The following is a 20,156-nucleotide window of genomic DNA, read 5'->3' as shown; positions in this document are numbered from 1 at the left end:
CCCGAGCCCACCCTACCTCCCCCTCTCCCTCTGGGAGAGGGCCGGGGTGAGGGAACCGCCCTACACCAACACCCGTACCGCCCCCGCCTCCCCCTCTTCCCCACCGAACCAGCGTGCATAGCCCAGGGTCGCCTGGGCGTGCTCGCGCATGATGCCCTCGGCACGGGCGCCCTGGCCGCGCACCAGGGCATCGAAGACCGCATGGTGCTGCAGATGGGCGAAGTTGAAGCGGCGGTATTCGCGCTCGAGATTGTCGGCATCCACCGCCAGCGCGCTCACCGAGGCGAAGGGCAGATGCTCGTGGCGGCCCAGGGCCAGGCCGATGGCCGGATTGCCGCTGGCCGCGACGATGGCCTGGTGGAAGCCGCGATTGAGATCGTGGTACTCCTCCAGATCCTCCAGCACCACGTGTCCCTTGGCGAACAGCCGGTCACCCCGGCGCAGACAGTCTTCCAGCACCGCACGAGTTTCAGCATCCAGGCCCCGCTCAGCCGTCTGGCGCGCGGCCAGGCCCTCCAGCACCCCGCGCACTTCCACGGCGCCCTCCAGATCGGCACCGGTCAGCGCCCGCACCTGATAGCCGCGGGCACCGCTGCGCTCCAACAGGCCTTCCTCGGCCAGGGTGCGCAGGGCCAGGCGCACCGGCATGCGCGACACGGCAAAGCGTTCGGCGGTGGGAATCTCCGCCAGGCGTTCGCCCGCGCCCAGTTCGCCGGACAGGATCATCTGCCGCAGCGCGGCCAGTACCCGCTGTCCCGGCTTGCTCATGGCTGTCCCTCTCCTTCATTGATCTCGGCCAGCAGCCACTGCCGAAAGGCCTGCAGCGACGGCAGCCCCTCGTTGCGCGGCGGATAGACCAGGTAATAGCTGCGGCGACTGACCAGCGCCGGCCCACAGGCCAGCAACTCGCCCTGGGCCAGTTCGTCCTCCACCAGTACCCGCGGCACCAGGCCGATGCCGATGCCGGCGCGTACCGCCTGGATCAGGTGCGAGGTCAGCTCGAAACTCGGCCCCGGGCGCATCGCCCGATGCGGCAGCTCGTGATGCCGGAACCACTCGCCCCAGGCCTGGGGATTGTTGGCCACGCCCAGCAGCAGCTGGTCGGCCAGGGTGGCAGGCGTGGCGTCCGGCAATTCCGCCAGGGTCGCCGGGCTGGCGATCACCACCAGGTGCTCGGCTTGCAGCGGATGGGCACGCAGCCCTGGCCAATCGCCGCTGCCGACGCTGATGGCGGCATCGATCTCGCTGGCGGCGAAGTCCACCGCCTGGATGCGCGAATGCAGGTGCACCAGCATGCCGGGGTGGGCGGCATAGAAGTCGCCCAGTCGCGGCAGCAGCCACTTGGAACCAAAGGTCGGCAGCACCGCCAGGCGCAGGGTGCCCTGGCCGGAGGCGAAGGCCATGGCCTGCAGGGTCGCGCTGCGGATCTGCCCGAGGGCCAGGCCCAGCTCGCGACTGTAGGCGCGACCGACATCGGTGAGGACGATCTGCCGCCCCTCGCGGCGAAACAGCGTCAATCCCAGCAACTGTTCCAGGGCCTGCACCTGGCGACCGACGGCGCTCTGGGTCAGCGACAGCTCCTCGGCCGCCCGGGTATAGCTCTCATGGCGCGCTGCCGCCTCGAAAGCCAGCAGCAGCGACATGGAGGGCGTCAGGCGACGGTGATTCATTCAGGATCTTCCGGCATAGGCGGCGGAATCTTCGGTTGTGGCGCCGCCGCGCTGTGGTGAGAATGCCTACTATAGCCAGAAAAGGTCGACGCCATTCCTTCGCTCGCTGAAGGAGACGGCCGTCCGCCGCCAGAGAGCCCGCCTGATGAACATGATCGCCCGCCTGCCGGCCCCGGCGCCCCTCGCCGCCGCCTACACCGACTTCCTGACCACCCTGGCCGCCAGCGGCTTCCAGGGCGAGATCGCGCTGGATCATGCCAGCCGCACGGTCATGGCCACCGACAACTCCATCTACCAGCGCCTGCCCCAGGCGGCGGTCTTTCCCAAGGACAGCGCCGACGTCCAGCGCCTGGCCCGACTGATGGGCGAGTCGCGCTTCCAGGGCGTGGTCCTGACCCCGCGTGGCGGCGGCACCGGCACCAACGGCCAGTCCCTGACCGACGGCATCGTGGTCGACCTCTCCCGCCACCTGAACCAGATCCTCGAGATCAACGTCGCGGAGGGCTGGGTGCGGGTGCAAGCAGGCGTGGTCAAGGACCAGCTCAACGCCGCGCTCCGGCCCCACGGCCTGTTCTTCGCCCCGGAGCTGTCCACCTCCAACCGCGCCACCATCGGCGGCATGATCAACACCGACGCCAGCGGCCAGGGCAGCGTGACCTACGGCAAGACCCGCAACCACGTGCTGGAGCTGGATGCCTACCTGATCGGCGGCGAGCGCCTGCAGAGTCGCCCGGTGGACAACGCCGAGCTGGACGCCCTCTGTGCTCGCGACGACCGCACCGGCGCCGTCTATCGCTGCGCGCGGGATATCGCCGAGCAGCAGGCCGAACTGATCGAGGCGCGCTTTCCCAAGCTCAATCGCTGCCTGACCGGCTATGACCTGGCGCACCTGATCGAGGCGGACGGCCGCTTCAACCTCAACAGCGTGCTCTGCGGCGCCGAGGGCTCCCTGGCCTTCATCGCCGAGGCCAAGCTCAATGTCCTGCCGATTCCCAAGTATTCGGTATTGGTCAACGTCCGCTATGCCAGCTTCATGGATGCCCTGCGCGATGCCCGCGCCCTGATCGAACTCAAGCCGCTGTCCATCGAAACGGTGGACTCCAAGGTCCTGCTGCTGGCCATGCAGGACATCGTCTGGCACAGCGTGGCGGAATACTTCCCCGAAGACGTCGAGCGCCCCACCCTGGGTATCAACCTGGTGGAATTCAGCGGCGACGCCCCCGAGGAAGTGGATGCCCGCGTCCAAGGCTTCCTCGCCCACCTGCGCCAGGACGGTACCGTCGAGCGCCTCGGCCACACCCTGGCCGTCGGCCGCAACGCCGTGACCCGTGTCTACACCATGCGCAAGCGCGCGGTGGGCCTGCTCGGCAACGTCCAGGGCGAGATCCGCCCGCAGCCCTTCGTCGAAGACACCGCGGTACCGCCGGAGCGTCTGGCCGATTTCATCGCCGAATTCCGCGCCCTGCTCGATGGCCACAACCTGCAATACGGCATGTTCGGCCACGTCGACGCCGGGGTGCTGCACGTGCGTCCGGCGCTGGATCTCAAGGACCCGCGCCAGGCGGCGCTGGTCCGACCGATCTCCGACCAGGTGGCCGCCCTGACGCAGAAATACGGCGGCCTGCTCTGGGGCGAACACGGCAAGGGCGTACGCTCGGAATACGCGCCGGCCTTCTTCGGTGACCTCTACCCCGCTCTGCAGGCGCTCAAGGGCGCCTTCGATCCGCACAACCAGCTCAATCCGGGCAAGATCGCCACCCCACTCGCCAGCGGCGCCGAGTTGCTCAAGGTCGATGGCGTGACCCTCCGCGGCGAACTGGACCGCACCCTCGACGAGCGCGTCTGGCAGAGCTACGGCACCGCCATGCACTGCAACGGCAACGGCGCCTGCTACAACTATGATCCCGACGACGCCATGTGTCCGTCCTGGAAGGCCACCCGTCAGCGCATCCATTCGCCCAAGGGCCGCGCCGCCCTGATCCGTGAATGGCTGCGCCTGCAGGGCCAGGCCGGCATCGATGTGCTGGCCCCCGCCCCGCGTGGTGCGCTGAACTGGCTCAAGGCCCTGCCTAAGCGCTGGCGCAATGGCCGCCAGGCCGAGGCGGACTTCTCCCACGAGGTCTATGACGCCATGGCCGGCTGTCTGGCGTGCAAGTCCTGCGCGGGCCAGTGCCCGATCAAGGTCAATGTGCCGGAATTCCGCTCGCGCTTTCTCGAGCTCTATCACCGTCGCTACCTGCGCCCCGTCCGCGACTACCTGATCGGCTCCCTGGAATTCAGCCTACCGCTGTTCGCCCGCGCCCCGGGCCTCTACAACGCGGTCATGGGCGCCACGCCGATCCAGCGCCTGTTCGCCGAGCGCATCGGCATGGTCGACAGCCCCCTGCTCAGCCGCTTCGACCTGGTGCCGGTCATGCATCGGTGGCAGGTGCAGATCGCCACGCCGGAGCGGCTGCTGGCGCTGAGCGAGGAAGAGCGCGCCAGGACCGTAGTGGTGGTACAGGATGCCTTCACCCGCTATTTCGAGACGCCGCTCACCGCCGCCTTCCTCGAACTGGCGGCGCGGCTGGGGCAGCGGGTGTTCCTTGCGCCCTATCGCGCCAATGGCAAACCGCTGCAGGTGCAGGGCTTTCTCGGCGCCTTCGAGCGCACCGCACGGCGCAATGCGGCTCAGCTCGCCAGTCTGGCCGGCTTCGGCGTCACGCTGGTCGGCCTCGATCCGGCCATGACCCTGGTCTATCGCCAGGAATACCCCAAGGTCCCCGGCATCGCCCGGATGCCCGAGGTGCTGCTGCCCCAGGAGTGGCTGCTGCAGGTGTTGCCGAAAGAGCAGAAGGTGGTCGGCGACAAGGTCTATCGCCTGCTCGGCCATTGCACCGAGAAGACCAACGCCCCGGCCAGCGTCAGCCAGTGGCAGCAGGTGTTCGAGCGCCTGGGCCTGGGCCTCAAGCCGGAAAGCACCGGTTGCTGCGGCATGTCCGGCACCTACGGTCACGAGGCACGGAATCTCGCGACCTCCAAGGTGATCTACGACCAGTCCTGGGCCCGCGCCCTGGCGGTCCCGGCGGACCAGGGCGAAGCCCTGGCCACCGGCTACTCCTGCCGCAGCCAGGTCAAACGCATCGACGACCGCCGCCTGCGGCACCCGCTGGAAGCGGTGTTGGAAGCGGTGCGGGGCTGACCGCCCTATTGGACTTCGCTGCACCCAACCCAACCTACAGGACGCATCCTTCCGTAGGTTGAGTTGAGACAGCTCCATCGTCGAAGCCCAACAGCCGGAGTTCGACCGGGGCGATGTTGGGCTTCGCTGCGCTCAACCCAACCTACAGGACGCATCCTTCCGTAGGTTGGGCTGAGACAGCTCCATCGTCGAAGCCCAACAGCCGGAGTTCGACAGGGGCGATGTTGGGCTTCGCTGCGCTTAACCCAACCTACAGGACGCATCCTTCCGTAGGTTGGGCTGAGACAGCTCCACCGTCGAAGCCCAACAACAGCCGTAGGGTGGAAAACCGCGCAGCGTTTTCCACGCGTCCAGGCGCACGCTCGACCCGCCTGTTGGCAGATCGCTCGGCAGGAGCGCGAGGAAAAAAGGAAGGTACCAGACAGCACGACCAAAAAAATCGCGCCCAAACGAAAAAGCGGCCACTAGGGCCGCTTCTCGATGGTTGCTGGCGTTCAGAACCAGACAACCTTTAAATGGCGCAGCGGACGGGACTCGAACCCGCGACCCCCGGCGTGACAGGCCGGTATTCTAACCGACTGAACTACCGCTGCGCATTACCTCGAGTGGTGGGTGATGACGGGATCGAACCGCCGACCCTCTGCTTGTAAGGCAGATGCTCTCCCAGCTGAGCTAATCACCCGTTTGCTCTCGAAGTGGGGCGCATTCTACGGAGGGGTTTACGACCTGGCAACCCCTTTTTCAAAAAAATTTTCCCAGCACTTCCAAAGGCTTAGCGCTGCCCTCCCGCGCACCTAAGAAAGCGCGCATTCCCGACGACCATCGCGATCCGGGGTTGGCCTCCGGGGCGGGCGACGCGGATAATGCGCGCTTCGTTTTTGGGAGTGACACCATGTGGTTCCGTAATCTGCTCGTCTACCGTCTCACCCAGGAAGTCGCCTTCGAGACCGAAGCCCTCGAAGCCGCCCTCGCCGCCAAGCCGGCTCGTCCCTGCGCCAGCCAGGAATTGTCCACCTATGGCTTCGTCGCGCCCTTCGGCAAGGGCCCGGACCTGCCGCTGGTGCACGAAAGCCAGGGCTTCTTCCTGATCGCCGCGCGCAAGGAGGAACGTATCCTGCCCAGCAGCGTGGTCAAGGAAGCCGTGCAGGAAAAGGTCGACGAGATCGAAAACCAGCAGATGCGCAAGGTCTACAAGAAGGAGAAGGAGCAGATCAAGGACGAGATCGTCCAGGCCTTCCTGCCGCGCGCCTTCATCCGGCGCCAGACCACCTATGCCGCCATCGACCCCAAGCAGGGCTGGATCCTGGTCGACGCCTCCAGCGCCAAGCGCGCCGAGGACCTGCTCTCCACCCTGCGCGATGCCCTGGGCTCGCTGCCGGTCCGGCCGCTGGGCGTCAAGCAGGCGCCGATGGCCACCTTCACCGACTGGGTCAAGGCCGGTGACGCCACCCATGGCCTCTATATCCTCGACGAGTGCGAGCTGCGCGATGCCGGCGAAGACGGCGGCGTGGTGCGCTGCAAGGGTCAGGACCTGACCAGCGAAGAGATCCAGAACCACCTGGGCGCCGGCAAGCTGGTCACCAAGCTGGCCCTGGCCTGGCAGGACAAGCTGGCCCTGCTGCTGGACGACAAGGTCACCATCAAGCGCCTGAAGTTCGAGGACCTGCTGCAGGACCAGGCCGAACAGGACGGCGGCGAAGACGCCCTCGGCCAGCAGGACGCCAGCTTCGTGCTGATGATGATGACCCTGGCGGAATTCCTGCCCCAGCTGATCGAAGCCCTGGGTGGTGAAGAGTTGCCCCAGGGGCTGTAAGAGCCTGCTCAAAGTCTGCTGCGCGTCGGCCAAACGGCGTTGAAAAGACCCTGGATCGCCAGCCCGGTCGGAATGCTCATTTACAAATTGTAAACTCCGCTTCCTCAGATCTTTTCGCCTTGTTTGACTCTAGCTCGCGAGACTTTGAAAAGGCTCTAAGCTCACCTCAAGGCCGGCGCAGACCGGCCTTTTTTCTGCCTATTGAAAAAGGAGTTTGCCATGCGTGCCCTGGCCGCCTTCAGCCGCTTCGTCGGCAATACCTTCGCCTTCTGGGTGCTGCTCGCCGCCCTGCTGGCGTTCTTCGCCCCCGCAGTATTCAAGCCGCTGAGCGTGGCCATCGTGCCGCTGCTGGGGGTGATCATGTTCGGCATGGGCCTGACGCTCAAGGTCGAGGATTTCGCCGCCGTCGGCCGTCACCCCTGGCGGGTGCTGCTGGGGGTGGTAGCCCACTTCGTCATCATGCCGGGCGTGGCCTGGGCGCTCTGTCAGCTGTTCCACCTGCCGCCGGAGATCGCCGTCGGCGTCATCCTGGTCGGCTGCTGCCCCAGCGGCACGGCGTCCAATGTCATGACCTGGCTGGCCAAGGGCGACCTGGCGCTGTCGGTGGCCATCGCCGCGGTGACCACCCTGCTCGCGCCCCTGCTGACCCCGGCGCTGATCTGGCTGCTGGCCTCCACCTGGCTGCCGATCTCCTTTGGCGGGCTGTTCTGGTCGATCCTGCAGGTGGTGCTGCTGCCCATCGCCCTGGGTCTAGTCGCCCAGCGTCTGCTCGGCCAGCGCGTCGGCGCCCTGGTCGAGGTGCTGCCGCTGGCTTCGGTGGTGAGCATCGTGGTGATCGTCGCTGCGGTGGTGGCCGCCAGCCAGGCGCGCATCGCGGAATCCGGGCTGCTGATCATGGCGGTGGTGATCCTGCACAACGGCTTCGGCTTCCTGCTCGGCTATCTCACCGGCAAGTTCTGCAAGTTGCCAGTGGCCCAGCGCAAATCCCTTGCATTGGAAGTCGGGATGCAGAATTCCGGGCTCGGCGCCGCCCTGGCCACGGCGCATTTCTCGCCGCTGGCGGCGGTCCCCAGCGCCCTGTTCAGCGTCTGGCACAACATCTCCGGGGCGCTACTGGCCACCCTCTTCCGCCGCTTCAAGGACGACGACGCGCGTCCCTGAAGTCTCGTGCCACACCTGCCGGAGCAGCGCCTGGCAGGTGTCCTCGGTGAAGGGCTGCGGCCGGGCGATGCCGTAGCCCTGGGCATAGTCGACCCCCAGGGCAGTCAGCGCCGCCACCACCGCCGGGTTCTCGGCGAACTCGGCGATGGTCTTCTTGCCGGTGAGATGGCCCAGCTGATTGATCGCCTCGACCATGGCGCTGTCCACGGCGTCTTCCAGCAGGTGACGAACAAAGCTGCCGTCGATCTTCAGGTAGTCCACCGGCAGGTGCTTGAGGTAGGTGAAGGACGACATCCCGGCGCCGAAGTCGTCCAGCGAGAATCTCACCCCCAGGCCACGCAATTCGTCCATGAACAACCGCGCCGCATCCAGATTGGCCACGGCGCTGGTCTCGGTGATCTCGAAGCAGATGCGCGCCGGCGCGATCTGCCAGCGCTGCAGCTGTTGCCTGACGAAATCGGCCAGACCCGCCTCGCCCAGCGAGTGCCCGGACAGGTTGATGGCCAGGGTGTCGAGCAACCCGTCGGGCAGCTCGGCGAAGCGCGCCAGGGCCGCGGCGATCACCCAGCGATCCAGGTCGGGCATCAGGCCATAACGCTCCGCGGCCGGGATGAAGGCGCCCGGCGCGATCAGCCGCTCGCCCTCTTCCAGCCGCATCAGCACCTCCACGTGGTGATCCGCGACGGTCTCCTGGCCCAGCCCCAGGATCGGCTGGACATATAGCCGAAACCTGTCCTCGGCCAGCGCCCGATGCAGGCGCTGCACCCAGGCCATCTCGCCATGGCGCTGATCCAGCTCCACATCGCCCGGGGCAAAGACCTGGATGCGATTGCGCCCCTTGTCCTTGGCCGCGTAGCAGGCCAGATCGGCCAGGCGCAGCGCCTCCTCGGGCGCCAGGGCCTGGCCTCCCAGGTGCACCACACCGATGCTCAGGCCGACGCGAAAGCCCTGCCCGGCCGCTTCGAATTGCAGGCTACCCACGCAGCAGCGCAGGCGCTCGGCGACCGCCTCGACCTGCGCCGGCGTACGGTTTTCCAGCAGCACGCCGAATTCGTCGCCGCCCAGCCGCGCCAGGCAATCCTCTTCGCCCAGTTGCTGAGCGAGCAATTCGCACAACTGGCGCAGCAGGCGATCGCCATGGAAATGCCCGGAGGTGTCGTTGACGATCTTGAACTGGTCCAGATCGATGAACAGCAGCGAGGCACAGGCCAGGTCCTCGCGGGCCAGCAGGCGCTCCAGCCGGGTCTCGAATTCGCGGCGATTGAGCAGCCCGGTCAGGGCATCGTGACTGGCCTGCCAGGCCAGATCGTGCAGAAAGGCGCGCTCGCGGGTCTGGTCGTGCATCACCAGCACCACCCCGGTGCCGGACTCGCCCCGCGGCAGGGGGGTCACCGTCAGGGCCACTGGCACCCGGGTACCGTCGATGCGCACCAGCTGATGCGCCAGGGGCTCGTTGCCCGCCAGCCAGTCCTGGCTGCGCAGGCGCTCGGCCAGCGGCTGGGTCGACGCCGGCTGGTCCTCGGTCTGGATGTCGAACAGGTGGGTGACGGGCGTACCCGCCGCCAGCCCCGGCCACGCCAGCAGGCGCTCCGCGGCCGGGTTGTGATAGAGCAGCCGACCCTGGGCATTCAGCGCCAGCACGGCATCGCCCAGGGACGCCAGGATGACCTGGATATGTTCTTTTTCCGCCTGCAGCGCCTGCTCGGAGCGCCAGCGCTGCTGCACCAGGCTGTGCATGCGCCAGATGGCCAGGAGCACCAGCAAGGCGCCGACCAGGACGTTGGCGATGAACAGGGCCGCCACCAGCTGCCGCGACGCCACCCCCAGGCGCTCCGAGAAGGCCACGGTTTCCGGCATCATCCGGTCGTGCAGGTCCAGCAGCTGGCGTTTCAGCGGAATCAGCGCCGGTCCCGGTCCCCGCAGCTTGATCAACTCGAAGCCGGTGCGCGCCAGGGCCTGGAATTCGTCCATGTAGGGATCGGTGATCTGCCAGCGGGCGATCACCCCTTCGAAGGGTTCCACATGGCGAGCCATCTGGAAGAGCGCGATGAGGCCGTCGATGTCGTCCGGACTGTTGCCGGCCAGGCGCAGCAGCCGCGCCGCTTCGGCGCGGTCGCCGCCGCTATCGAGTTCCTGCCGCGCCGCCCGGTCGAGGTCGTTGACGCTGATGGACGCGAGGTAGGCGTGATAGAACTCGGGCCGTCCTTCGTCCAGGTAGGCGCCGAGCGCCAGCATGGCGTTGCCGAGGCTCTTGCTCCACAGGCTTTCCGCGGACACATAGGCGCGCACCGTCGACAGCAGTTGCAGGCTGACGATGGCGACCAGCGCCTGGCAGGACAGGATGATGACGAAGGGCCAGACGACCCGCAGCGTGCGCAGCGCAGAGGAAGGCGACAGTGAAGACATACAGCGATCCGCAAAAGGAGACGGGCGAATTCTTGCCATTGAGCAGGCATGTCGGCCGTTTCGCGGAAAACTGTTGGCTCGTAAAGACAGCTACGTTGGATTACCGGCGCCAGACAAGCGACGCAGAGGGGGGTGCCGCCCTACCGCTGCCGGCGGCTGCCGACGAACGGTAGTCGAGGAGCCACCGCTAGTTGAAGGACGCCTCCAGGCGCGCCTTCACCTCGGGCCATTCGCGATCGGTGATGCTGTACATCACGGTGTCGTCCAGACGCCCGTCGGCCAGGCGCCGGTGATGGCGCAGCAGGCCTTCGCGGACCGCCCCCAGCTTCTCGATGGCGGCCTGGGATCGGAGATTGGTCGCGGCGGTCTTGAGCTGCACCCGCACCAGCTGCCAGTGCTCGAAGGCATGGCGCAGCATCAGGTACTTGATGTTGCCGTTGAGTCCGCTGCCATGCTGCTCACTGTCGAGCCAGGTCCAGCCAATCTCGGCGGCGGGCAGCGCCGGCAGGAAGTCGGCGAAACGGGTGGTGCCCACCAGCCGGTCGGCGATGCGCACGGCAAAGGGCAAAGCGCGTCCTTCGCGCTGCTCGGCCAGGGCTTGGCGATACCAGTCCGGACGCAGGGGCCCGCTCAGGTAGTGCAGCGCTTCGCGATTGCGCTCGGCCAGACTGACCAGCTCCAGCACGTCGCCTTCCGCCAGGGGGTCCAGGCGCAGCGCACCACGTTGCAGGGAAATGGGCTGCGCTTGGAACATGACGGTCTCTCGCTCTTGAATCAGCCCGCCAACCTAACAGGGCCGGCCGCCCGGCTCAACCCACTGGCATCCCCCAACGCACCAGAACTGACGTCTGGCACCCCAAGGTGCGACACTTTGTCCGGGCGCGATGGGCGCCTGGAATGTCTGGAGTCGCCATGTCCCTGCCCAGCGGACTGATCATCACCGTTACCCTCGGCTATCTGGCCCTGCTGTTCGCCATCGCCTTCTATGGCGATCGCCGGCCCCCGCTCAGGCCGCGCCTGCGGGCCTGGGTCTACAGCCTGTCGCTGGCCGTCTACTGCACCAGCTGGACCTTCTTCGGCGCGGTCGGCCAGGCCGCCGACCAGCTCTGGTCCTTCCTGCCCATCTACCTGGGGCCCATCCTTTTCCTGCTGCTGGCGCCGCAACTGGTGAAGAAGATGGTGCTGATCAGCAAGAAGGAAAACATCACCTCCATCGCCGACTTCATCGCCTCCCGCTATGGCAAGTCGCAGACGCTGGCCATCGTCGTCGCGCTGATCTGCCTGGTCGGCGTCCTGCCCTACCTGGCGCTGCAGCTCAAGGGCATCGTCATCGGCGTCAACCTGCTGACCGGCATCAATGCCGAGTCCCTGAGCACCCGCGCCCAGGACACCGCGCTGTTCGTCTCCCTGGTGCTGGCGGTCTTCGCCATCCTGTTCGGCACCCGCAACCTGGACGTCACCGAGCACCACCGCGGCATGATGCTGGCGATCGCCTTCGAATCCCTGGTCAAGCTCGCCGCCTTCATCGCCGTCGGCCTCTGGGTCACCTATGGCCTGCACGACGGCTTCACCGATCTGCTCACCCGCTCGCAGCAGGCGCCGCAACTGCAGGAATACTGGCGCGAAACCCTGGACTGGCCGGGGCTGCTGATCCAGACCGGCGTGGCCTTCATCGCCGTGATGTGCCTGCCGCGCCAGTTCCACGTCACCGTGGTGGAAAACACCGACACCCGGGACGTCAACCTGGCGCGCTGGGTGTTTCCGCTCTATCTGGCGCTGGCCGCGCTGTTCGTCATCCCCATCGCCCTGGCCGGCCAGTTGCACCTGCCCGGCGGTGTGCTGCCCGACTCCTTCGTCATCAGCCTGCCGCTGGCCCAGGAGCGTCCCTGGCTGGCCCTGCTGGCCTTTCTGGGCGGCGCCTCGGCGGCCACCGGCATGGTGATCGTCGCCTGCGTCGCCCTCTCCACCATGATCTCCAACGACATCGTGCTGCCCTGGCTGCTCAAGCGCCGCGGTCAGGTCGAGAGCCCCCATGCGGTGTTCAGCCACTGGATGCTCACGGTGCGCCGCGCCAGCATCGTGGTCATCCTGGTCCTGGCCTATTGCAGCTATCGCCTGCTGGGCTCCAATGCCAGCCTGGCCACCATCGGCCAGATCGCCTTCGCCGCCATCGCCCAGCTCGGACCGGCCATGGTCGGGGCGCTGTTCTGGAAGGCCGCCAATCGCCGCGGCGTCTTTGCCGGTCTCACCGCCGGCGCCCTGCTCTGGGGCTATCTGATGGTGCTGCCGGTGGTGGCCACCAGTCTGCAATGGTCACTGGAGGCCTTTCCCGGCCTCGCCTGGTTCGAGCAGCCCGCGGGGGAGCGGACGCTGCAACCGACCACCGTCGGCGCCCTGGTCTCCCTGGCCGGCAACTTCCTGCTGTTCGCCCTGGTGTCGCTGCTCTCGCGCACCCGGGTCTCGGAATACTGGCAGGCCGGGCGCTTCATCGCCCAGTACGCCCTGCCCCGACCGCGCAATCGCGCCCTGCTGGCGGTCAAGCTGGAAGACCTGCGGCTGCTCGCGGCGCGTTTCGTCGGCGACGAGCGCGCCCGCCTGAGCTTCAGCCGCTTCGCCGAGCAGAGCGGCCTGACCTACCACCCCGGGATGAACGCCAACAGCGAATGGATCGCCCAGACCGAGCGGCTGCTGGCCGGGGTGATCGGTGCCTCTTCCGCCCGCGCGGTGGTCAAGGCCGCCATCGAAGGCCGCGACATGCAGGTCGACGACGTGGTGCGCATCGCCGACGAAGCCTCGGAGGTGCTGGAATTCAACCGGGCGCTCCTGCAGGGTGCCATCGAGAACATTTCCCAGGGCCTCAGCGTGGTCGACCAGTCGCTGCGCCTGGTGGCCTGGAATCAGCGCTACCTGGAGTTGTTCGACTATCCCGACGGCATGATCCAGGTCGGTCGCCCTATCGCCGAGATCATCCGCTACAACGCCCTGCGCGGGCTCTGCGGCCCGGGCGATCCCGACGAGCACGTGGCGCGCCGGGTGGAGCGGATGCGCCAGGGCATTCCCCACACCTCGGAGCGCACCTTTCCCAATGGCCGGGTGATCGAGCTGATCGGCAGCCCCATGCCCGGCCGCGGCTTCGTGATGAGCTTTACCGACATCACCGCCTTCCGCGAGGCCGAACGCGCCCTGCGCGAAGCCAACGAGGGCCTGGAGCAGCGCGTCGAGGAACGCACCCGCGAATTGTCTCAGCTCAACCAGGCGCTGGAGGAAGCCAAGGCGCATGCCGAAGCGGCCAACCAGTCCAAGAGTCGCTTTCTCACCGCGGTCAGCCATGACCTGATGCAACCCCTGAGCGCCGCGCGCCTGTTCACCGCCGCCCTCGCCCACCAGGACGGCTTGGCCCAGGAGGCCCAGGAACTGGTGCGCAACATGGACAGCGCCCTGAGGTCCAGCGAAGACCTGATCGCCGATCTGCTGGACATCTCGCGGCTGGAGAACGGGCGGATCCTGGCGGCGCCGGCGCCCTTCTCCCTGGCCACCCTGTTCGAAGCCCTGGGTGTCGAATTCAAGGCCCTGGCGCAGAACCAGGGCACCAGCCTGCGCATCCGCAGCAGTCGGCTGGTGGTCAACAGCGACAGCAAGCTGCTGCGCCGGGTGCTGCAGAATTTCCTCACCAACGCCCTGAGATACGCCCACGGCCGGGTATTGCTCGGCGTGCGCCGCCAGGGCCAGCACGTTAGCCTGGAAGTCTGGGACAGCGGCCCCGGCATCCCGGCGGACAAGCTGGAGCTGATCTTCGAGGAATTCAAACGCCTGGACAGCCACCAGACCCGCGCGGAAAAGGGCCTGGGCCTGGGGCTGGCGATCGCCGACCGCCTCTGCCGGGTGCTCGGTCACGAACTCTCGGTACGCTCCTGGCCGGGCCATGGCAGCGTCTTCAGCGTCAAGGTGCCCCTGGCGCCCGCCCTGGCCATCCAGGCCGCAGCCGCCAGCGAAGCGGCCCAGCCCCTGGCCGGCGATCCGGTGCTGTGCATCGACAACGAAGACAGCATCCTGCTCGGCCTGCGCAGCCTGCTGGGCCGCTGGGGCTGCCAGGTCTGGACCGCACGCAGCCGCGAGGAGTGCGCGGCCCTGCTCGCCCAGGGCGTGGTGCCGCGGCTGCTCATCGTCGACTACCACCTGAGCGATGCCGACACCGGCCCGGATGTCGCCGAATGGATTCGCCAGACCCTGGGCCAGGACATCCCCGGCATCGTCATCAGTGCCGATGGCCGCCCGGAATGCCTGGACAAGGTGCGCCAGGCGCGCCTGGACTTCTTGCCCAAGCCGGTGAAGCCGGCTTCGCTGCGCGCCCTGCTGAGCCGTCAGCTCGCGCTGTCCGGCTAAGCGAAACCGCGGCGACCGACCCCGTTGCCGACCGGTCTTTCGTTCAGCGTCGATTAAGGTTGCCGAGGCCCAGCGGGACGGAACAATCCACAGCTTCTGTTGATAACTTTGTTGAAAACATGGTGGAAAAGAACCCGGAGCCTTGCTCTGCGGGCTCCTCAAACAAGTTGATCATTTTTTAATCACTTTAATAAGTTCAACGTAATCAACAACTTAATTTAAAAGCAGGATTTCCGGCAGGCAAAACTCCGGGCGAAAGAGGGCTTGACAAGCACTAGCACAACTTGTGCACAACTCCGGATGAAAATGACCAACGGAGACCTGTCAGCCGTCGCACAATTGTCAAGTATTCGTGAAAGAAATTTTTGCGCTCCGGTCCCGAGGACAGTAGCCGGAGGCAGCCCGCAGGCTAGAGCCGACAGCCAGGACAGAGGGCAGGCCAAAGGCTAGCCTTGTCCTCTGCCGGTCATCGGGTAGACTGCCTGCTTTTGCTCAGGGCTGTCGTGGCGACGCCCACCCTGTCAATCAGGCATGGACGCGCCAGCCCTTCTGGAATCAGCTCAGTCACATGAACGTCTTCATCGCGGGTCAACACGGCCAACTCTCTCAGGCGCTGCAAAAACTGCTGGCTACCAAAGCCCAGGTAACCGTCATTGGCCGGGCCCAGGTGGATTTCACCCAGCTGGACGCGCTCCATGACCGCGTCCTGGCCGCAAAGCCCGACGTCATCATCAATGCCGCCGCCTATACCGCCGTGGACGCCGCCGAGAGCGACGCCCAGACCGCGACCCTGATCAACGAGCGGGTGCCCCAGGTCTTCGCCCGGGCGGCGCAGCAGCTGGGCATCCCCATGGTCCACTACTCCACCGACTACGTCTTCGATGGCACCCGGGAAGACCGGTACCGGGAAGAGGATCCGACCTGTCCGCTCAATGTTTATGGCCGGACCAAACTGGCCGGCGAGAACGCCGTGCGCGAACACGCCGAACGCCACCTCATCCTGCGCACCAGCTGGGTCTATTCCTGGCAGGGCAACAACTTCCTGCGCACCATGGTGCGGCTGCTCAGCGAGCGTGACGAACTGAACATCGTCGACGACCAGATCGGCGCACCCACCTGGACCCGGACCATCGCCGACGCCACCGAGCGCCTGCTGGCCCACAGCAACCAGAACGATGGCCTCTGGGGCACCTATCACCTGACGGCCAACGGCACCACCTCCTGGTTCGGCTTCGCCGAGCAGATCGCCCAGCGCCTGCGCGAGACCGGTCAGCTGAAGGCTCGGCTCAATCCGATCCCCAGCAGCTCCTACCCGACCCCGGCGCATCGCCCCATCAATTCGCGGCTGTCCACTGAAAAGCTGGCAGCGGTGCTGGGGCAGCCGCTACCCGACTGGCAAGCGGCTTTCGCCCAGTGCTGGAGCGAGCGCGAACGTCAGGTGAGCGGCTGAAACGGGCCGTCGGTCATACTTCTGGGATCTCGCCCAGAACTACCCCCGCCCCTGGAAGTCAATGGCACTGACCCCGCTCACGCCAGTCAGGTACGTCATGGACAACCCTTTCCAACTCATCGCCGCGGCTTTCGAGCAAGACTTTCGGGTCAATTTCCGCATCGAACGCCTCGACGGCAGCGTCAGCCTGACGCTGTCCGACGACAGTGGCGTCAAGGTCAAGCGGTTGATCAGCAAGCAGCAATTGCATGACCACACCCGCCTCGCGCGCCTGATCGACAGCATCCGGCTGGGTATCGCCATCGACGAGGGCCATGGCGTCACCGCCCTGCTGGCCGGTGGCACTGGCGGTGCGCCCCGCCTGACCGTCGCGAACTGAGCAGGGATCCGCGCTATGCACACCATGGAAGGCTCTACCCCCCGTCTCATGCAGGCGGCAAATACCGCGCCGCTGCTCGACAGTCTGGAAACGGCGGCGCCCGAGCGGCAGCCGGCTACCACCTCGCTGTATCAGCTGACCTGCGCCCGTCTCGACGAACAGCTGGCACCGCTCAAGGTCTGGCCGACCCTGCCGGATCGTACTGGACGGTTTTCCTTTACCCTGCTGGACAGGTGCGGACGCATCCTCTATCGCTCGCCGACCTTGCGCCAGGCGCTGTATCGGGAAGAAGAGCTGCTCAATGGTGTGATCGCCAATGCGCGGCTGGCTGCCGTGCAGGCCGGACAGGGCTTTCCGTCCTGGGGAGTGGTGGACGTCGCCTGCCCCATGTACCCGCTGCCTGCGACTCAACTTCCCTGCGCGGGATGCCGTCTGCTGAAGTGCAAGAGCTGACAGAGACGTTGCGGGATTAACGCTAACTACTTGTTTGTCCATCTTTAAATCTTCAACGTTCGAGACCAACGAATGCCGAGGCATCCGTACTGCAAGTCTCGCGCTGAAGCTTTGAAGCCGTGGTGTTACTCGGAATATCTCAGCATGTTGGCGCCCGTGGCCCGCAGCACCGCCATGGATTGCGGCGCCAGCGCACCGGCCCGCAGCGACACGTCCTTGCGCACCTCGTCGATCACCGTTTTCAACAGCTGGCTCTCGCCCAGTTGCCGGGCGCTGACCACCCGGTTCACTCGCGCATCGTCACACTGCTGATCCTGCACCGTCAGCACAATACTGCCGTCAGGGCGAGGCGCCGTAACCGAGCATTTATAAGTACTGAAAGCGGCAGTCAGTCTATCTATGGCGTTTTCCATTCTTCCCCCTCTTATTTGTCTAGAAGTGCATGGACGATCAAATACGACGCAACTGACAGTGATAGAAACAGCAAAGTTCTTGCGTCTTACTTGAATAAGACGAGCAATGGCGCTAGCGCCTGATTTTGTGAGCCAGCTCTTCTAATCCGTATTGGGTACGGAACTTTTGGCGAGGCTGAATCGAAAAGGTATGACCATTCGTCCGCCTTGGGCTGCGTTTCGGGTGCCGTGTCTGGCTACCTTATAGAGGCGCCTGGCTCGCGCCGGGATGGCTCTGGCCGGTGGAACCTTTGCTCCAGGCGCTCACTCGAAAGGGCTGAAACGGATACCCATCGCCTACCAGGAGCGCGCCATGACCGACAAAACCCCTCCCGTGATCAAAGACGAGCTTGCCGCTGACATCGATGAGCAGGCACATAAGCAGAACGCTGACCGGGTCCGTCGTCATCTGGGCGAGGCCGAGCAGGCACTGACCGACGAATTTCACACCCTGCTGGCAGACGCCGAGCAGCTGCTCAAGCACACCGCGAGCATGGCCGGTGAGCAGGCGGACGAGCTGCGCGCCAAGTTGAGTTCCAGCCTCGAACGCTCCCGCGACGCCCTCAAGACCAAGCAGGACGATCTCTATCGCCAGGGCGTCGCGGCCAAGGAGACCACCGAGGAGTACGTGGTCGACAATCCCTTCAAGGCCCTGGGCATCGCTGCCGGCGTCGGCTTCCTGATCGGTCTGCTGGCCTCGCGCCGCTAAACCTGGGGGATTGCCATGGACACCTCCTCTCCTCCACGGGAGCTGCCTGACGAGGCGCCCAAGCCATCGGTCAAGCGTCTCGCCGGCGCGGTGGTAGGGCTACTGCAGAGCCATCTGGAACTGCTGGGCATCGAGGTTCAGGAAGAGAAGGTCCGGACCTTCCAGCTGTTCCTCTTTACCGGCCTGAGTCTGATCTTCGGCTTGCTGGTGCTGGTCGGCGTCTCGGCGGCGGTCATCATCGCCTTCTGGGATACCTATCGCATGGGCGCGACCCTGGGCCTGTGCGCCTTCTATGCCGTGGCGCTGGCGATCTGCATCCTGCGGGCCCTGAGCCTGGTCAAGGGCGCCGCGCCCTTCCATGCCACCCTGGAAGAACTCAACCGCAACCGGGAGCGCCTACTGCCATGAACCAGCCGCTTACCTCTGCCACCAGCCAGGCCAAGCGCAAGGAACTGGTCCGGCTGCGCATGGAGATGTATCGCCAGCAGCTGATCTACAACGCCCAGCCCCTGCACAACCCCATCAGCCTCATCGGCGATCTGGTGCGGCCGAATCGGGACAAGGTCGCCAGCTCGGCGAAGAAGCCGCTGATGCTCGGCGCCACGGTATTCCTGTCGTTGTTCGGCAAACGCCTGGGCGCGGTGGGCCGTCTGGCCCGCATCGGTCTGGCCCTCTACCCGATCGTCAACCGATTGCAGGCTCACCATCGTGAACAACGGCAGGCGGAACACCCGCTGCCACCGCCGCGCTAGGTAGAGAATGGCTCCTTCGGGAGCCATTCTGTCATCTGGCACCCTTATCGCATGGTCAAGCCGAACGCTACTCAAAAGATAAGGATGCCCTGTGTTTTCCGGCCACCCCACCGCCTTCTTCCAACCCTTCATCGACACCGCGACCGGGCGCATCGCCGGCGTCGAAGCCCTGGGGCGCCTGCGCCAGGATGACGGCAGCCACACCTCCGTCGGCCCCCTGTTCGCCGATCCCGGCACCCCAACCCTGGACCTGCTCCACCTCGACCGCACGCTGCGGGACGATGCGCTGCGGCGCTTTGCCAGCGCACCGGATGACTGGTTTCTCAGCCTCAATCTCTCGCCGCGCTGGATCAGCCAGCTGGAAAGGGGCGCCGAATTGCCCAGCCTGGCGCAGCTGGAACGCTCCGGCATCGCCCCGAGCCGAATCGTCTACGAGATCACCGAGGCCGCTGGCGATCTGCCCAGCCTGACCCAGGCCGTCGCCCGCTATCGCGAACTCGGCATCCGCATCGCCATCGACGATTTCGGTTCCGGCTATTCGCAACTGGATCGGGTGCTGGATCTGCAGCCGGACATCCTCAAGCTGGACATGCGCCTGTTCCAGGCCGCGGCCCGGGGTGGCACCCGTGGCGATGCGGTCAAGGCCCTGGCGCAGATGGCCGAGAAGACCGGGTGCTGGCTGATCGCCGAGGGCGTGGAGACCGAGACCGAACTCGACTTCGCCCTGGAGTGCGGTGCGCGCTACGTCCAGGGCTTCCTCTTCGCTCAGGCCACCGCCGAGCTGGGCGCCAGCGACAGCCATCAGCAGCGCTTCGCCGCCCTGCGCAGCCGCTTCGTCGATGGCAAGCTGGCCCAGCAGACCCGGCTGCTGGAGCTGCGCCAGCAACTGGCCGACTTCGTCACCCAGCTCAGGCCCTGGGCGGAACACGGCGGCCCCCTGAGCGCCCTGCCCGATCCCCAGGCGTTTCCCGGGCTGCTGCGCATCTACCAGTGCGACCGCACCGGCACCCAGATCACCCCCAACCTGGAATGGAACGGCATGTTCTGGCGCGAGAATCGCCGCTACCTCAATCACAACTGGTCCTGGCGACCCTACTTCTATGCCCTGCTCGCCGAAGGCTGGAACGAGCGACGCCTGGCGCTTTCGACGGTCTATCGCGATGCCACCACCAACCAGTATTGCCTGACCGCCAGCCAGTTCCTGGAGAGCGGCCAGCGCCTGCTGCTGATCGACCTGGACGCCAGCCAATTGCCGGGCTTTGCCAACTGAGCGGTGATGATCGTATGTTGCCGAGGTCAGAACGCAGAAGCGCCGAACGGCTACCGCCGGCGCTCCCCTTATCGGTG

The 20,156-nt window shown here is 66.1% G+C and carries 16 protein-coding genes and 2 tRNA genes; 11 read left to right on the top strand and 7 right to left on the bottom strand.

Annotation, left to right across the window (positions count from 1 at the left end):
- Positions 1-60 precede the first annotated feature (60 nt).
- Positions 61-768, bottom strand: coding sequence for a GntR family transcriptional regulator (locus CFE50_RS11470; protein ID WP_286733605.1), 708 nt, complete (start codon positions 766-768; stop codon positions 61-63).
- Positions 765-1,670 (bottom strand): LysR substrate-binding domain-containing protein, encoded by a 906-nt coding sequence (locus CFE50_RS11465; RefSeq protein WP_027596841.1) that lies wholly within the window; start codon positions 1,668-1,670, stop codon positions 765-767. The genes CFE50_RS11470 and CFE50_RS11465 overlap by 4 nt, the downstream gene beginning before the upstream one ends.
- 151 nt (positions 1,671-1,821) lie before the next feature.
- On the opposite strand from CFE50_RS11465, the gene ydiJ reads away from it, so the two are divergent.
- Complete coding sequence (ydiJ, locus tag CFE50_RS11460; protein WP_286733876.1) at positions 1,822-4,851, top strand: D-2-hydroxyglutarate dehydrogenase YdiJ; 3,030 nt, start codon at positions 1,822-1,824, stop codon at positions 4,849-4,851.
- A gap of 516 nt (positions 4,852-5,367) precedes the next feature.
- Here ydiJ and CFE50_RS11455 read toward each other — a convergent pair.
- Positions 5,368-5,444, bottom strand: a tRNA-Asp gene (locus CFE50_RS11455).
- Positions 5,445-5,457: 13 nt separating this feature from the next.
- Positions 5,458-5,533 (bottom strand) — tRNA-Val (locus tag CFE50_RS11450).
- Positions 5,534-5,743: 210 nt separating this feature from the next.
- Here CFE50_RS11450 and rdgC point away from each other — a divergent pair.
- Positions 5,744-6,664, top strand: a complete 921-nt coding sequence (rdgC, locus tag CFE50_RS11445; protein ID WP_007159072.1) for a recombination-associated protein RdgC — start codon at positions 5,744-5,746, stop codon at positions 6,662-6,664.
- A 219-nt stretch (positions 6,665-6,883) separates the two neighbouring features.
- A complete protein-coding gene (locus tag CFE50_RS11440) occupies positions 6,884-7,825 on the top strand; it encodes a bile acid:sodium symporter family protein (protein ID WP_027602755.1) in 942 nt (313 codons plus the stop codon).
- Here the strand turns inward: CFE50_RS11440 and CFE50_RS11435 are convergent.
- Positions 7,775-10,231 carry a putative bifunctional diguanylate cyclase/phosphodiesterase gene (locus CFE50_RS11435; protein ID WP_077172237.1) on the bottom strand — a complete coding sequence of 819 codons (2,457 nt, stop codon included), beginning with the start codon at positions 10,229-10,231 and terminating at the stop codon, positions 7,775-7,777. The genes CFE50_RS11440 and CFE50_RS11435 overlap by 51 nt on opposite strands.
- 187 nt (positions 10,232-10,418) lie before the next feature.
- Positions 10,419-10,985 (bottom strand): GNAT family N-acetyltransferase, encoded by a 567-nt coding sequence (locus tag CFE50_RS11430; RefSeq protein WP_027596845.1) that lies wholly within the window; start codon positions 10,983-10,985, stop codon positions 10,419-10,421.
- Between the two features lie 158 nt (positions 10,986-11,143).
- On the opposite strand from CFE50_RS11430, the gene CFE50_RS11425 reads away from it, so the two are divergent.
- The 4 genes from CFE50_RS11425 to CFE50_RS11410 all read left to right on the top strand — a co-directional run bounded on the left by CFE50_RS11425 (position 11,144) and on the right by CFE50_RS11410 (position 16,896).
- A complete protein-coding gene (locus CFE50_RS11425; RefSeq protein WP_027596846.1) occupies positions 11,144-14,614 on the top strand; it encodes a hybrid sensor histidine kinase/response regulator in 3,471 nt (1,156 codons plus the stop codon).
- Between the two features lie 568 nt (positions 14,615-15,182).
- Positions 15,183-16,064 (top strand): dTDP-4-dehydrorhamnose reductase, encoded by an 882-nt coding sequence (gene rfbD, locus CFE50_RS11420; RefSeq protein ID WP_286733598.1) that lies wholly within the window; start codon positions 15,183-15,185, stop codon positions 16,062-16,064.
- 97 nt (positions 16,065-16,161) lie between these two features.
- Positions 16,162-16,443: a DUF3509 domain-containing protein gene (locus CFE50_RS11415; protein WP_007159078.1), complete on the top strand. Its 282-nt coding sequence runs from the start codon at positions 16,162-16,164 to the stop codon at positions 16,441-16,443.
- Between the two features lie 15 nt (positions 16,444-16,458).
- Complete coding sequence (locus tag CFE50_RS11410) at positions 16,459-16,896, top strand: hypothetical protein (RefSeq protein WP_286733595.1); 438 nt, start codon at positions 16,459-16,461, stop codon at positions 16,894-16,896.
- 125 nt (positions 16,897-17,021) lie between these two features.
- On the opposite strand, the gene CFE50_RS11405 is transcribed toward CFE50_RS11410, so the two are convergent.
- On the bottom strand, positions 17,022-17,309 hold the full coding sequence (locus CFE50_RS11405; RefSeq protein ID WP_007159080.1) for a DUF3509 domain-containing protein: 288 nt from the start codon (positions 17,307-17,309) through the stop codon (positions 17,022-17,024).
- Positions 17,310-17,661: 352 nt separating this feature from the next.
- On the opposite strand from CFE50_RS11405, the gene CFE50_RS11400 reads away from it, so the two are divergent.
- From CFE50_RS11400 to CFE50_RS11385, 4 genes are all read left to right on the top strand, one after another.
- A complete protein-coding gene (locus CFE50_RS11400; protein WP_077172236.1) occupies positions 17,662-18,057 on the top strand; it encodes an ElaB/YgaM/YqjD family protein in 396 nt (131 codons plus the stop codon).
- Positions 18,058-18,072: 15 nt separating this feature from the next.
- On the top strand, positions 18,073-18,465 hold the full coding sequence (locus tag CFE50_RS11395) for a phage holin family protein (protein ID WP_144955307.1): 393 nt from the start codon (positions 18,073-18,075) through the stop codon (positions 18,463-18,465).
- Complete coding sequence (locus CFE50_RS11390) at positions 18,462-18,809, top strand: hypothetical protein (protein ID WP_027596850.1); 348 nt, start codon at positions 18,462-18,464, stop codon at positions 18,807-18,809. The genes CFE50_RS11395 and CFE50_RS11390 overlap by 4 nt, the downstream gene beginning before the upstream one ends.
- A 91-nt stretch (positions 18,810-18,900) precedes the next feature.
- Positions 18,901-20,079 carry an EAL domain-containing protein gene (locus CFE50_RS11385; protein WP_115946116.1) on the top strand — a complete coding sequence of 393 codons (1,179 nt, stop codon included), beginning with the start codon at positions 18,901-18,903 and terminating at the stop codon, positions 20,077-20,079.
- Positions 20,080-20,156: the final 77 nt, after the last annotated feature.

The organism is Pseudomonas sp. PGPPP4 (assembly GCF_002256045.1).
Taxonomy (GTDB): domain Bacteria; phylum Pseudomonadota; class Gammaproteobacteria; order Pseudomonadales; family Pseudomonadaceae; genus Chryseomonas; species Chryseomonas oryzihabitans.
The sequence above is the reverse complement of the archived record's forward strand: the minus strand, read 5'-3'. Positions and strand labels throughout refer to the sequence as shown.